Source organism: Pedobacter sp. 10L46_2 (genome assembly GCF_056395165.1).
In genome coordinates, this window is the sequence record NZ_JBFTIZ010000086.1 from 1 (window position 1) to 14,033 (window position 14,033).

Genomic DNA, 14,033 nt, shown 5'->3' on the forward strand with positions numbered 1-14,033 from the left:
GAGCACAGCCTAATGATGGTCATAGCAATTGTTGTAATCACCATAGGATCGGCCAGGGCAAAACGCAAACTAACAGATCCCGAAAAGTTTCAAACAATGGCGCTATGGTTTAGCGCCGGGCTTTTGATCATACTTTCTTCGGTTCCCTGGGCTTTTTCGCCACTAATAAGCCGGCCATATTTCAGGCCATTTTAACCCGCTTCCCAATGAGAGTGCTGTAAACTAAGCGCCTTTGTTGATTTTCTTTTGTTGTCTATATTGGTATATAGATCCCGCTATAAACAAAATGAGTATAACCAGTAAGGTTTTACCAATCAATGGGTCAGTAGGCCCATTTGCAAGTGGCGCGCTTAACGGAACACGGGTAAGTGTTTCGTTTACTGTAGGAATCATAGAGAGAAAAAAGCTGAACGAAAGGAAAAATTGTTCAAAATACCGGGCTTTATTATTTCCTGTTTTTCTCCGGTGAAGAACAAATGCGCCAACCACAAGAACCAGTACAAGTAGTGACAATACGTGCCCTGGATTGAATCCTCCATGTTTACTTAAGCCCAAAGCAGTTACGGATGTAATTATGGTTCCGACCAAGTACGTATTCCCACTTTTGCTTGCGAGGTTTATTTTTCCATGCTTTACATAAGATGCTAATGCTGCGATGATGGCAATGATACCGACTACGGTATGAAAAATGCCTAAATTTGATAATCCCATTTTATTTTTTTTACAAGTTTCGGAAAAAGCAGAATGAGTTTTTTTCACTTAAGTTAAAATACGATGGAATGTAATTTACCTAAATTTGAGTTGTTTTCCCAGCTAGAATTAATAGCAGTGAAACGCTTCATCTACTAATAAGACTATCATGACTAAAAAAAACGAGATCATAGCACAGTATCTGCGGGATTTCGCCGCGTTGACAGATAAAGACATTGAGGAGGGTCAGGCATTCTGGAAACCACGAAAAATCAATAAAGGTGATTTTTTTAATATGCAGAGTATGGTTTGCAATGACCTTGGATTAGTGATAAAAGGGATTTTCCGTATTTATTACCATGATCCAAAAGCGAAAGCGGACAAAAATATTTTCTTTTTTTCTGAGAATCAGTTCGTTGTTTCTTTTAGAAGTTTTATCTCTCAAAATCCCTGCTGGTACTTCATAGAAGCTATGGAAGATTCTGAAATTGTCTTTATTTCCTATAAAGATCTCAGCAGCCTCTATGAATCCAATAACAACTGGCTGAAATTCGGCAGGCTGCTGGCGGAATTGTTTTTTGCTTATGCACAAACACGCGCCGAGGAATTCATGTTTTTCTCACATGAAGAACGATACCTGAGGTTATTGGAAGAACATCCGAATATCATCGAGCGGATTCCTGCATATCATATCTCATCCTTTTTGGGTATAACTAATCCTTCGTTGAGTCGAATTAGAAAGCGGGTAAAAAGATAAGTTCTAATAAGAAGAGCAGAAATATTATTTTGCAGGCATATTGATCACGCTCAATTCATAAATTGAGGGAGGAGCAGCTGCTCTTAGGACTTTTAGTCTCAACTTGCTTGCATTATAACTAAATGGCAATCTAATCACCTTACAATCTCCCATAGGTTCGTCGGAAAGGTAGACGGTTCTCCATTGCCCATTTTGCATAATATCGATACTATATTGTTGTATACGTGATACTCTTACCTGAGAAAAGCCATCAGGTAATCTCTTTGTATCCTGATATTCAAATATACTGATCTTATTAAACGACTCTGAGGGATTTAACTCCATTTCGACTATAGCCAGAGTATCTTTAGCTGCCCAACGACTATTCATTTTCCCGTCGTTTATAGCATTACCTGCATATTGCCCGTTTTTATCATCCCAAACGCTACTTGCTGTAACCGGCTTGTTCATTGAAATGAATTTGCCATTTTTAGGTAAGGGCTTATTCAAAGATAGATTAAGTCGTTTACCCAGTCCAATGGCAGTATTAGCTACATATTCACGTATGCGTCCGGTCTGATCCGGAGGAACATTCATCACAAGACAATTGTCATTGTCTGTACTCCAGTAAAACAGTTCCTCCAATTCATCTAAATCCCGGGTTGGTAATGGCTCTGATTTTTCAAACCAATTCAATCGTTTACTGATACAAATGGTATGTTCAAAAGGCAGGTAATACGATTTCCCTTCGTGCAAGTATTGTTTCTTATCTGATTTGGCTGCTAATTCCGGATCCCATAAACGAAAATCAGAAGGGAAGTACTGAAAGAAATACTTATTATCCTCAGTCATGTTGGCTGGAGGCGTGTAATTTCGTTTTCCTTCTTCATTTACAATGGTATGGTTAACACTCACTGCACAATCAGGATTGTATTTTTTCACCAAGCTATAAATCTGATCAATACCCCAGTCTGATGGCTTTTTATCCCATCCCCCATCCAGCCACAACTCACCAATTGTTCCGTAATTGGTGAACAATTCTGTTAGCTGGTTGAGCATGTAGTTAATGTATTTTTGCGGGTCCTTATCCTTATATGAAGGTTCTTTCCTATCCCACAATGAATAATAAACTGCAAACTTGATTCCATATTTCTTACAGGCATCGGATACTGCTTTTACAACATCCATTTTTACCGGAGATGACGCCACATCATAAGCTGTATATTTACTATCCCATAAACAGAATCCATCATGGTGCTTAGTGACCAGCAATACATAACGAAAGCCTGCCTTTTTTGCAGTGAGCACCCACTGATCAGGATCAAGATTTGTAGGGTTATAACTCTCTAATGGCAACGTTCCGTCAGACCATTCCGTATTGTTAAATGTATTAATACCAAAGTGGATAAACATGCCATAGCCCCTTTTAATCATTGCCTGCTGTGCTGAATTGGGTTTTGTAGCCGGAACCAATAATTGAGCTACACAGCAATTACATGCCCAAGCCAATAGAAGAGTTGTAAGTATATGCTTTCTTATAAGTTTCATATGGTGTGAATGGTATCTGACGTAGAGGATTGATATTAATTGCTTAGTATTAAAGAAACTAAATTAAATGAGATTTACGTTATAAGAAATGGACTAAATGGCTAAGTTCATGAATTATCCGCTGAAATTCTAACCATGTGATGTTCAGCACCAATAACTATCGGCGGCATCGCAGCTCAGTTCGTCAATCACGCGATTCAGGTTTTCCGGTCTGTAATCGGCATCTTTATGCCAGCGGTAAAATGCAGAAGCGTCCACACGCTGATAATATTGGGGCAGCCTGCTCAATTCCCGCCTCACTTTCGGCAGCAACTTAAACCAAAAGCCCAGGGAGTCATATAATACCCCATTCTCAGGGTCTTCAAGGATAATCCTGGAGAGCATATTTTCATCAAAGGCGAGTCCTGTCTTTTTTGCATGATTAACCATCCATCTGAAGGCAATATCACTTATTCCAGCATCAGGATAACCCCCTCCTATATTGGAGTGTACTCCCGGAAACCAGCGTTGTTCAAGTATCTGTACCGGATTTTTTTGAAGTGAGTTTCCCTGCTGAATCCATATGGCCGGTTCAAAACTCATCCGGTGTTCATCAATAGCCAGGGCCTGAAAAGCATTATCCACATACGAACTAAGGTCGGTATCATGGAAACGGTATTTTCTATGGTTATATAGGTTAAAGATTGAAAACGGGATGCCAAGCGACCCCACTGTATCCCAAACTCCAATGAATTTAATATTGGTTTCGTGGCTGTTCTGTTTTCTGAAGTCCGTTGCCTTCTTACCGCTAGGTGCCCAGCCTTCGTTCCTGCTACGGTAATGTGTATATGCTGTTTTGGCCAAAGTCAGATCATCGTTCCTGATGATCCCGCAATTTCGGATCAGGCCTGCAATGCTTCTTGCCGTATAAGCACCGCGACTGAAACCGAAAAAGTATATCTCATCTCCCGGAAGATAGTTCCAGACCAGAAACTTATAGGCATTCAGAATATTCTCATCCAGTCCAAATCCCGTTGCGCCATCAATCAGCCTCCGAAGTTTACTCCCCGAGGTGCCCACCCCGTCGGTATAATATTTGAGCTGCATTACACCGTCTTTACCAATATTACAGATGCTCTCGAAAGTCTTCTGCACATTGGTTTTTACCCGGAAACCTTTATCGGTTTTGCCGGGTTCGTTCCAGGTGCCGTCGCAGCAGATCACAATTCTCTTATTCTTTGCCTCGTTCATTTCCTAAGCCAGTATCAATACACTCAACATAGGTAACATAGCAATCCCTCACAACACCTGCAATAGTTATTTATGACTATTCGCATCATGAAATAGCCTGCGCCCTTTGAATTAGGGAGCGCAGGCTATGTAATTAATTTGCATCCCACCAAAGTGGTGTGAGCAATCGATATTTTTCAGAATTATCTCCAACATTATCAGGGTTCCGGGTCTGTTCATTACTTTCGTAAACCATCCCTCTAATCCACTGGGTTGGGTTATTGGCATCAAATATAACAGTATTTAGGTTTAAAGGTCTAACCAGTGAAGGTCCATATATGGCCTGGCTAAAATCGGATCTGCGCATATCTACCCACGTTTCAGGATTTAAACATAATGAAATGTATTTCTGTCTCATGATATGACTTAAACCTTGGGTCAGGTTCGCAAAATGTGCATTCAAGCCGTCAGCCAACTGCGCCGTCCAATAGGTATTAATATCTGCACCTGTAACTCCAAGCTTGCGCATGTTAGATTTCACACCTTCCTCATAGGCAGCCAATGCCCCCGGTATATCCCCCGATCTCAATCGAGCTTCCGATTCAATCAATTTCACTTCAGAGTAAGTGATGAAGGGATAAGGTGAAGTTTGCTTGGTATAGAAACCGCTGTTGCTAAAAAGCCCATAATCATTACCGTTCTTTTTTGTCGCATCACCATTCTGCCCATTAGCTAAAATACCTTGTCCTCCAACCAAACCGCCTCCAGATCTTAGACCCCTGTACTGGCCGTCGGAAACGGCTGGCTGCATGATCTTGCTGATCCGTGGATCCTGAAGAGTAGCATTGGTGACAGGCAATGTTGTAAGCATATTCACAAAAAACTGGCTCCATGCGAAGTATCTGGGATTATAGCTATTGTCATTTGGTGTAGAGCCCACCGGCACGGTAAATCCGCCCCAGCTGTACCATGGGTTTTCATCGGTCGGCAATGCACCTGCCAGATATGGAAATTCGGCATCCATTCCATCAGCATTAAACGCATTTCCGCAGGCTTCAATAATCTTTGTGGAATTATAAAGCGCTCCTTTTTTAGAAAGATGGTTTAGGTACCGGGCTTTAAGTGCCCAGGCAAAACGTTTCCATTTATCTACATTTCCCTGGTATATGATGTCCCCTGCTGCAGAATTTAAGGTTGTATTGTTTGTCGGATTATTAAATGCGACAATGGCTTCATCCAGCAATTTATCTATCCGTTGATAAACGGTTTGCTGATCCTGCATTTTAGGTGTCAAAGAAAGCTGAGTCTTCCCATTATAAAATTCATCAATTACAATGGCACCATACTGATCGGCAAGCAAGCCAAAGTTCATCGCCAATAAAGTTTTTCCGGCACCAACAAAACACGGGCTCCCCTCTTCTTCTCCCAGATTGATCAAATCGATACAATTAGGCATCGTAAACACATACGTATTTTGCCAGGCAAAATAGCTTGCGGTAAAGCGCCAGGTCTCTGCATTCAGGTTGGTTCCCGTTAAAAGTTTGGTTACACCATACTGGGTTAAGCCGGCAATCTCTCTGCCTCCTCGCCACATTGCGGCACCATTAGAAGTGGTAATGGCACCGACCAGTCTGTTTGCTGCAGTTACCTTAGTGGGGTTATTCGGATCTGTATTTACATCCAGAAATTTCTTACATGAAGGGGCTATAATGGCAGCGACCAAAACCAGACAAACCAGCCCTTTTTTATATATCGTATTCATAATTAGTCCTCCTTATTACAATGTTAATTTTAAACCTAAATCAAACCCTCTGGTAGCTGGAACACCCAGATTATCAAAACCAAAAGAACCCGTTCCCCCTACTCCTGCACCACTACCCGAAACTTCCGGATCAACACCGGAATAATCTGTAATCAATAATAGGTTACGACCTGTTACGGTAAATGAAAGTCCTTTGATTTTTAATTTACCAAGGTACTTTGTGGGCATATTATAGCTAAGTGTAGCATATCTCAGTCTTACCCAGCTCCCATCTTCTACAAAATCGTAACCCTGGTTGGCGTAAATGGTCTGGTAGTAATTCTGGTTTAAAGGAACTGCAATTGTATTCTGAGCGCCGGTTGATTCAATAATTCCCTCAAACACCTTAGTTCCTCTATCCAGGGTTTTCAGGCTCAAGCCCGATCTTACCAAAGCATTCTCTGTTGCATTGAATACCTGGCCGCCCGAACGGACATCGACCATAAACGAGAACATAAAGTCCTTATAATTGAAAGTATTGGTAATTCCCATTGTAAAATCAGGATTTCTGTCACCAATATTAGCCAGGGCAGTCTGAACCTGTGGATAACCAGCATTGTTCAGCAATAGTTGTCCCTGTGCGTTTCGTTTCCAGATATTTCCATTTATACCGAATAAACTACCGTTTAAAAAAGCAGCTCCCTGTGCTACGTTAGAAGCGGCCCAGGCATCAGACAGTTCAATCCTGTCAATTTTTGCGGGTAATGCCTTAACAACAGAGGTATTGTGCGCAAAGTTGATGTCTATTGACCATTTAAAATCATTGCCCACGATTGGTCTTCCATTCAGTATCACCTCTATGCCCTTATTTCGTATAGACCCTCCGTTTAGGGTTGCTAAAAAAGAGCCTGAAGATGGTGGCGTACGCAACTGCAAAATCTGGTTATCAGACTTGCTTGAATAATAAGTTACATCTAGCCCTAAACGGCTTTTAATGAACCTCAGGTCTGCCCCTACTTCAAAGGCACGTGTAAATTCAGGAACCAGCAACGGGTTACCAAAAGCATTATTAGAGTTGATAATAAACCCTCGTGGATTAATAGTGAAATCATTTGTTAGGGTAGCCAATGAGGTGGTAAGTGAATATGGCGAAGCATCCTTACCCACATTAGAATAAGCAGCTCTTATTTTACCGTATGAAAAAATACGGTCATCAGATTTGGCTCCCATTTCTTTTAGCAGGTCGGTCAAAATCAATGCCCCACTTAACGAAGGGTAAAAGAACGATTGATCTTTTACCGGCAAAGTAGACGACCAGTCATTCCTTCCCTTAAAATTCACATAAGCGATCCCTTTCCAATCCACATTAAAATCCCCAAACCAGCTGAATATCCTTCTGCGTCTCAAATCTTCTGAAGTTGTTCTATCAGAAGGCTTGGTGTTATTAAGACTGGCAAATGTAGGGTCAATAAAATTAAGCGCACTGGAGGTAGAAGTCTGCAGAGAGCTGACTTCAATATTGTTACCTACAGAAAGACTAAGATTTATGTCGGCTCCTATTTTCTTTTTACCTGTCAGAATAGCTGTTGACGTAGTGATCTGATTATTGGCTACGGATTGTGCAATAGACCCTTTGATTACATTGGGTTCCAATGTTCCCGGCATCCTTACAGATTTAAAATTCTCAGTATAATAGTCTGTACCTATCCTATAGGTAAAGTTTAAAAAGCTAACGGGATTATAATCCAGGTTACCTTGTACAATTATCCTGTTCACCTTACTGGTAAAAGGTTTATTATTTATGGTCCAGTAAGGATTGTCTGTCCCCGTAGAGTTGATAATTTTCTGAGAGCCATCAGTATTAAGGTAATCTTTCATATCTAGACTACGAGGCCAGGAAAGCGCTCCCATAATGCCATTAAAGCTTCCTTGAGAAAGATACTTCCTGTCTGTGCGGATATAATTAGCACTTCCTCCGACGGTTAATTTTTCTCCAACTTTGGTATCTGCATTTATTCTGAACGATTTTTTCCCAAAGGTAGAATTGTCAATAATCGATCCCTGTTCTAAAAAAGATCCGGAAGTATAATAATGGGAATTGTCTGTGCTGCCACTTACCGAAACATCATGTGTTTGTGCAAAGGCATTTTTAAAAATAGCACCAAGGTTATCATAGATAGGTTCCCCTGAAGAAAAGGCTGGTCCCCAGGAGCCCAATGCTGTTACATTGGCAGCACCTTGCTCGCCTTGTTTAAACTGCGATTGAAGTTCAGGAAGTTTATTGATGTGATCAAATGAAAAATTATTCTGATACACAATTCTTGCAGCTCCACCCGAACCTTTTTTAGTGGTAATAACAATTGCTCCTGAAGCTGCCCTGATTCCATATAATGCCGCAGCCGCAGGTCCTTTCAAAACAGTGATGGTTTCAATATCTTCCGGATTGATGTCTATTGCCCGGTTTGAAGCTGGAGCCACTGAAGCCACCAAACCACCCTGAGAAACGGGAGTACTGTTATCTACAGGAATACCATCCAAAATAAACAAGGGCTGGTTACTGCCGCTCAGTGAACTTCCTCCCCTGATCATGATGTTGGCAGATGAACCAGCAGCACCGCTGGAATTGGTGATCTGCACACCTGCAACCTTGCCTTGTAATGCATTTACGATATTGGGTTGCTGAGAATCTACGATATCCTGGGCCTTAACATTTTGGGTAGAAAAGCCCAGTCCCCTCACTTCCTGTTTTACACCAAAGGCCGTAACCGCAACCTCATTTAAGATTCTGCTGTCCTCAGCCAGCTTTACATTGATCACCTTGTTTCCTGTTACCTGAACTTCCTGGCTTATGGTACCAATAAAACTAAAGACCAGTACATCCCCGGTTTGTGCGCTGATGGAATAATTACCCGATTCATCGGTACTGGATCCACCGGACTTGTTTTTGATTTTTACTGAAACACCGGGCAGTGGGCTATTGTCGTTTGCCGAGGTGACTTTACCTGATACGGTTATCTGCTGGGCGGCGACATGTGTAATACACAATCCTATACACAGAAATAACAAGAGTAGTTTTCTTTTCATAAAATGCCAATTTTAGTAAAATTTAAACTGTTAGTTAACGATTGTAATGCTTATTGGTTGGTTTTGCCTGGTAGGAACTTACATAACACGCATTAACCTGCATAATAGTAATCCTTATAGTAAATATCCATAATAATTTTAATAAAAATAGCTAAAAACAAACTATTTCAAGTATCCATGTACTTTATTCATTGCAAAAAACCKCAAATACCTGCATTTTTATCTCTACAAGTTCTTTTCTTAGCTTTATCAATGGTAGCCTAGACAAATTCTTTCATTATATACGTATGCCGCAGAAAATATCTGACGGATTGCGCAAAAAAAAATGGCTATCAACATTATTAACCAGGTTAATAATGTTGATAGCCATTTCTTAATCCTGGGTGGATTATTGACCATTTTCCCAAAAAAATTATCGAAAGAGCCGCGACAAGATTACTAATACCCTGCAGCTCTTTTTAGCTTTACAAACATTTTTTTGTTCGAGCCATCTCTTTTAGTCTTGTATAAATTCCAATTATTGGCATCAACACTTTCCAAGTGAAATGATAGCGCAGGATCCGACAGCTGATTTTTTACCCATATCGGAAAAGCATTGGCCGCTCTCGCATCTTCCCATGTTCTTATCGCTTTAAAAATGGCGTCTTTTTGAGGACAGCCTTCAACATCCTTTTGATTTATTTTTAAACTGTATGTTGTGCCAACCCCTACTGAAATGGCTTGTATATGTTCATATTCTTCAACTTTAGATTTGGGATTGATAGGGAAATTACCGCCCATTCCCACAGGGAAATAGTTAGCATAGGTTACGTCACGAAGGTCTTTTCCCTGACTGGTTGTGCTGCCCCATTCGCGGGTTTCAGCATCGTACAAATTCTTTCCGCCACCAACATTCCAAATGCTTTGATAATGCCAGGATCCTTCAGATAAAGTAGCGCCTGTGAAACGGATATATGGAACGCCTAATTGCTTTGCCTTTTCAAACATTTTTCCAAAGAAGCGTTTGGTCGAATAGTAACCGTGTCCATTATTAAACAAAAACTCTTGTCCATCGAAATCGTAATAAGCAAGGCCATTGATCTTACAAATCTCTGCAAAGTGCTCTGCAATTTTGTCTTGCAATTGCATATTCGGGATAAGCCCATCGTAACCATAATTAACCGTGACCTGAAGTTTATAAATGGTATCTCTGTTAGCGTGATTTGATGGAGTGGTCTTCCAGTATCCTCTCTTTACATTTAAAAGTCGGTAAGGTTTATCCTTCGAAACTCCAATATAATGGATAAGTTCTTTACCAATTTTTATCATATTTAAGTCGGCACAATGACCCTCCCAACTGGCAATCTCATCAAGATGCGTTGGATCGTCAACAAGAATGACCGTGTCAGTTGCACTGATACTTTTTACAAGTAAGCGCTTTTGCTGATAACACAAACTATCGCTGGGCGTTGGACTAGCATCCAGCGTACCTGGAGCTAAAGAATTTGTAATAGGAGTTCTGCCTATGGTAATACCATGTTTAGCGGCCATATCCGAAAATTCCTTATGCGAAACATTCCCGCTTGTTAATTTTATTGGTTTTTTCTCAAAATTCTTTCCGTCAATATATCCATTGTTACCGCGATCAGCTTTCAGAAAGCCCTGATCATATAAACTGATTGTTTTAAAACCCAATCTTGAAGTATAAGAGATAATGCTATCATTTAAATTACCACTGGTAAGGGCATCAGGAACAAAAGCTGCTGGATCTTTTATCCATTTGCCGTTAATAGTTGGATGAGGGAGCTTTTCCGCCAAGACAATTTTTTGAATCACATCCAACAAAGCTGTGCTATCCGGACTTCCCCATAACGCGACAGATGATCCGACATAATCTATCGGCAGTGGTTGCACCTGTATATGGTTTGGTTTATTGGCGGCCATAAGCGGCATAAGTGAAAAATTGATTTCTCTTTCAACAGACCTGTCTCTTGATTGATAAGCAATAGATATTTGGCCTTTTTTGTCTACCAAGGCTGCATTACCATACATAATTCTATACCAAGGTTCTTTGTGCGCATAAAAAGCTACATCACTAATACCATCTCCTCCTAGTGTAAAAATCTGTCCTTCGTGTAGATCTTTAGGTAAAGGAAAGCGCTTGGCGTCTGGTGTATGTATTATATATTGAAAAGGAGCTGCATCACCAATAGTTTCGGCTAGCCCGCTAAGGGTTTTGTCGTTCAGGGCAAGCATGCCAATTGCATAGTTAACCGTTTTGCTGGTGTCGCGCGCAACGCCAATAATTTCACCCATTAGATTGGTAATATTGGTATGGTAGTTTCCCCACTGGATCACATCAATTCCATTACGTGGTGAGAGTGATTGCAACGTAAGTTTAAAATATTTCTTTTTAGGTACAATACTAATTTTGGCAACAGAACCATTTGGATACTTAAGTACCATTGTCTGGCTGGTCTGAGTATAGGTTGCACTGGTGGGCTGGTAGTAAACATTCTTTTTACTATCATATAAACTCATCACCGGCGATGGCTTATCTGAAGGACTAAATTCGCGATTAGGCTTCACCGTAATGTTTTTCATACTGGTGATCAAGCCTTTGTTATTGATCTGGATTTTAAAATAATCGGTATTAAAATTGTATTGCGCAAAAACCGATATTGGAATTGTCGCAACAAAAAAGGCAATTACGAATTTTATGAAGTTTAGTTTCATAATGGATGTGTTATTTCAGTTGTGTGTTTTTATATCTAAATTCTACTATTTTACTAAAGTTGACTTATTCTTTACATAAAATATAAAATCATGGCCAGAATTTCTTCCGACCACGACTGGAGCGCTAATCTCCATTTTTAAGTGGATTAACTGTTTAAAAAACTACTGTAAGGGATCAAAAGAACCACCCCACTCTTTGTTTTGCGGCAATTGATCAGGTTCAATAGAAATCTGCGCAGGATTTAAAGAATTAAACCAGTGATTCAAACTCAACTTGTAAGTCTGATTAGTCGAAGCCGTTTTATCAAGGCTTTCTACAATAACGGCAGAAAATTTAGATCTTACTGAAGCGGTCATAATATTATCGGTATTCCCGGGCAACGCCTGACCTTTATTTAGCATCAGGAATAAACCCCTTCTGGTAGATTGCGTGTTCAGGATATCGTAACGTTTCCATCTTCTTAAATCACTAAATCTAAATCCTTCAAAGGCAAGCTCCACCTGACGCTCATTCATGATCGTAGTACGGACATCGGCCTGCCCAGCCACAGTAATACCATACTTCTGGCCTCCACCAGGAGAGATGCCTGCACGTTGGCGAATAGCATACAAAGCAGTTAATGCCTCATTAGTACGACCTGTTTCATTGGCACATTCAGCAAGATTTAAGAGCAGTTCGGCATAGCGCATTGGCGAAAACCAACTTTTAGCACCAGCAGCTACACCCACTAAGGCATTTCTGTCTAAAAGCGTGTCTAAACCTTTACGCTGGAAAAATCCTGACACCCCGTTTTCATCGCCATTTTGGACAAGTGGAGAAATACCAGAGAATAAAGAATTATCTCTTGCCGGAACTACCGTACTCGGTGTTGCTGCTGCTTTCCAGGTCCAGGCCTGCCAGTAAGAATGTGATCTTGGGCTTGTCATGCCAATCGTATTTACATCGGGTGTAGGGTATACTGTACCGCCGCACCAAATAGTTGCGTAAAAACGATCATCACGGTTGGTATAAAAGTCTGTTAAAAACTGTTGATTATAAGCTGGATTAGACAATTGGTTTTTATCAAACTGCATAGGGCTGCCATCCCGTTTTGGATAAGCAATCAATAGTGGCAGTATTGGCTGATCCGTATTGGTATCTCCATTTGTAAATGGAAGTGGTCTTATGGAGTTAAAGTTCATGTAACTGTCCGGGTAGTAGTACTGCCTGGTCATAATTTGCTCTTTATTCCTCGAATACCAAATCAACTTGTAGTTTTCAAACAGGCCAAAACCTGCATCATCTGCAGCCTCCACTGCAGCTTTAGCCGCATTGTAAGCATTTACCCATCTATTCTGATCGTTTGTGGGGTTAAATAATGGGCTTGCATACCATAAAAGTACCCTGGCTTTAAAACCAAGTGCGGCAGCGCGGTTAATTCTGCCGTAGTCAGCCCCGGTATAATTGGGTGGCAAAACGGGAGCAGCTTCATCCAGATCTTTAATGATTTGTGTGACACATTCCGACGTTTTGCTGCGTGCTACTTTCAAGGAGTTTGGGTCGTTACCATTCTGAGTGTGCAAGATCAATGGTACACCCCCAACTGAACTTACCATTCCCCAATAAGTCCAGGCCCGCCAAAATTTGGCCTCGCCTATCAACCTGTTTTTGGTACTTGGACTTAACACCGATTCCGATACATTTGCCAATTGATCCATAAAATAATTGGTTTTGTCGATATAAGTATAATCCAGACTAGTGAAATTTACTGCCACATCGACTATACCTTGTTGGAAATTACCTAAGTTTCCCCCCGATGCGTTGATACCCTCGTCAGCGTTGGCTCCGCTACCAAGTGGCCATCTAGGCATAAGTCCACCGTACACGTCGTTCAAATAAGCCTTAATTAAGACGGAATCGGTCCATACATTCTGTGGATTTATGGCACCTGTGTTTTCATAGTCCAATCCTTTTTTACAAGACGAGCCGAACACAATTAGGGCCACATAAAGGATAAATTTATTTTTATTTAGATACTTCATTTTGATTTCCTTTTAATGTTAAAATTTAAAACGTTACACTAACACCGGCATTGAATGATTTAACAATAGGGAACGCCGTGCCGCCATTCATTTCCGGATCATAGAATTTTTTATTGAATTTACTGATCACAAAAAGGTTAGATCCTGATGCATAGAAACGAACATTGTTTAAATATTTCTTATACAATCTGTTCGGAACATTATAGGCAACATTCAAAAACTTTAGGCGTAGAAAACTTGCATCAGCCAGCCAAAAATTACTTCCACTTGTATTAACCGATCTTACAT

The 14,033-nt window shown here is 40.7% G+C and carries 9 protein-coding genes and 1 pseudogene; 2 read left to right on the forward strand and 8 right to left on the reverse strand.

Annotated elements, in window-relative coordinates; genetic code table 11:
• A pseudogene (locus tag AC1DDX_RS11605) lies at nucleotides 1–195 on the forward strand (hypothetical protein); the annotation flags it as partial.
• A gap of 27 nt (nucleotides 196–222) precedes the next feature.
• On the opposite strand, the gene AC1DDX_RS11610 reads toward AC1DDX_RS11605, so the two are convergent.
• Nucleotides 223–711 (reverse strand): hypothetical protein, encoded by a 489-nt coding sequence (locus tag AC1DDX_RS11610; protein ID WP_337716749.1) that lies wholly within the window; start codon nucleotides 709–711, stop codon nucleotides 223–225.
• Nucleotides 712–859: 148 nt separating this feature from the next.
• Here AC1DDX_RS11610 and AC1DDX_RS11615 point away from each other — a divergent pair, with 148 nt between their 5' ends.
• Nucleotides 860–1,447 (forward strand): Crp/Fnr family transcriptional regulator, encoded by a 588-nt coding sequence (locus AC1DDX_RS11615; protein ID WP_048903228.1) that lies wholly within the window; start codon nucleotides 860–862, stop codon nucleotides 1,445–1,447.
• A 24-nt stretch (nucleotides 1,448–1,471) separates the two neighbouring features.
• On the opposite strand, the gene AC1DDX_RS11620 is transcribed toward AC1DDX_RS11615, so the two are convergent.
• From AC1DDX_RS11620 to AC1DDX_RS11650, 7 genes are all read right to left on the reverse strand, one after another.
• Entirely contained in the window at nucleotides 1,472–2,974 is a 1,503-nt protein-coding gene (locus AC1DDX_RS11620; RefSeq protein WP_337716747.1) for an alpha-L-fucosidase, read from the reverse strand.
• Nucleotides 2,975–3,118: 144 nt separating this feature from the next.
• Nucleotides 3,119–4,204 carry a DUF2235 domain-containing protein gene (locus tag AC1DDX_RS11625; protein ID WP_052334029.1) on the reverse strand — a complete coding sequence of 362 codons (1,086 nt, stop codon included), beginning with the start codon at nucleotides 4,202–4,204 and terminating at the stop codon, nucleotides 3,119–3,121.
• 133 nt (nucleotides 4,205–4,337) lie between these two features.
• Complete coding sequence (locus tag AC1DDX_RS11630; protein WP_337716745.1) at nucleotides 4,338–5,945, reverse strand: SusD/RagB family nutrient-binding outer membrane lipoprotein; 1,608 nt, start codon at nucleotides 5,943–5,945, stop codon at nucleotides 4,338–4,340.
• Nucleotides 5,946–5,960: 15 nt separating this feature from the next.
• Nucleotides 5,961–9,008, reverse strand: coding sequence for a SusC/RagA family TonB-linked outer membrane protein (locus tag AC1DDX_RS11635; RefSeq protein ID WP_337716743.1), 3,048 nt, complete (start codon nucleotides 9,006–9,008; stop codon nucleotides 5,961–5,963).
• A 438-nt stretch (nucleotides 9,009–9,446) separates the two neighbouring features.
• Nucleotides 9,447–11,723: a hypothetical protein gene (locus tag AC1DDX_RS11640; RefSeq protein ID WP_337716740.1), complete on the reverse strand. Its 2,277-nt coding sequence runs from the start codon at nucleotides 11,721–11,723 to the stop codon at nucleotides 9,447–9,449.
• Nucleotides 11,724–11,885: 162 nt separating this feature from the next.
• Nucleotides 11,886–13,745, reverse strand: a complete 1,860-nt coding sequence (locus AC1DDX_RS11645; RefSeq protein WP_337716738.1) for a RagB/SusD family nutrient uptake outer membrane protein — start codon at nucleotides 13,743–13,745, stop codon at nucleotides 11,886–11,888.
• Between the two features lie 25 nt (nucleotides 13,746–13,770).
• A partial coding sequence (locus AC1DDX_RS11650) for a hypothetical protein (protein ID WP_477622062.1) occupies nucleotides 13,771–14,033 on the reverse strand: 263 nt, incomplete at its 5' end.

Excerpts from the sequence above, each read along its gene's own strand:
- AC1DDX_RS11630 (WP_337716745.1), bottom strand. The coding sequence starts at position 5,945 with ATGAATACGATATATAAAAAAGGGCTGGTTTGTCTGGTTTTGGTCGCT.
- AC1DDX_RS11625 (WP_052334029.1), bottom strand. The coding sequence starts at position 4,204 with ATGAACGAGGCAAAGAATAAGAGAATTGTGATCTGCTGCGACGGCACC.
- AC1DDX_RS11635 (WP_337716743.1), bottom strand. The coding sequence starts at position 9,008 with ATGAAAAGAAAACTACTCTTGTTATTTCTGTGTATAGGATTGTGTATT.
- AC1DDX_RS11610 (WP_337716749.1), bottom strand. The coding sequence starts at position 711 with ATGGGATTATCAAATTTAGGCATTTTTCATACCGTAGTCGGTATCATT.
- AC1DDX_RS11645 (WP_337716738.1), bottom strand. The coding sequence starts at position 13,745 with ATGAAGTATCTAAATAAAAATAAATTTATCCTTTATGTGGCCCTAATT.
- AC1DDX_RS11640 (WP_337716740.1), bottom strand. The coding sequence starts at position 11,723 with ATGAAACTAAACTTCATAAAATTCGTAATTGCCTTTTTTGTTGCGACA.
- AC1DDX_RS11615 (WP_048903228.1), top strand. The coding sequence starts at position 860 with ATGACTAAAAAAAACGAGATCATAGCACAGTATCTGCGGGATTTCGCC.
- AC1DDX_RS11620 (WP_337716747.1), bottom strand. The coding sequence starts at position 2,974 with ATGAAACTTATAAGAAAGCATATACTTACAACTCTTCTATTGGCTTGG.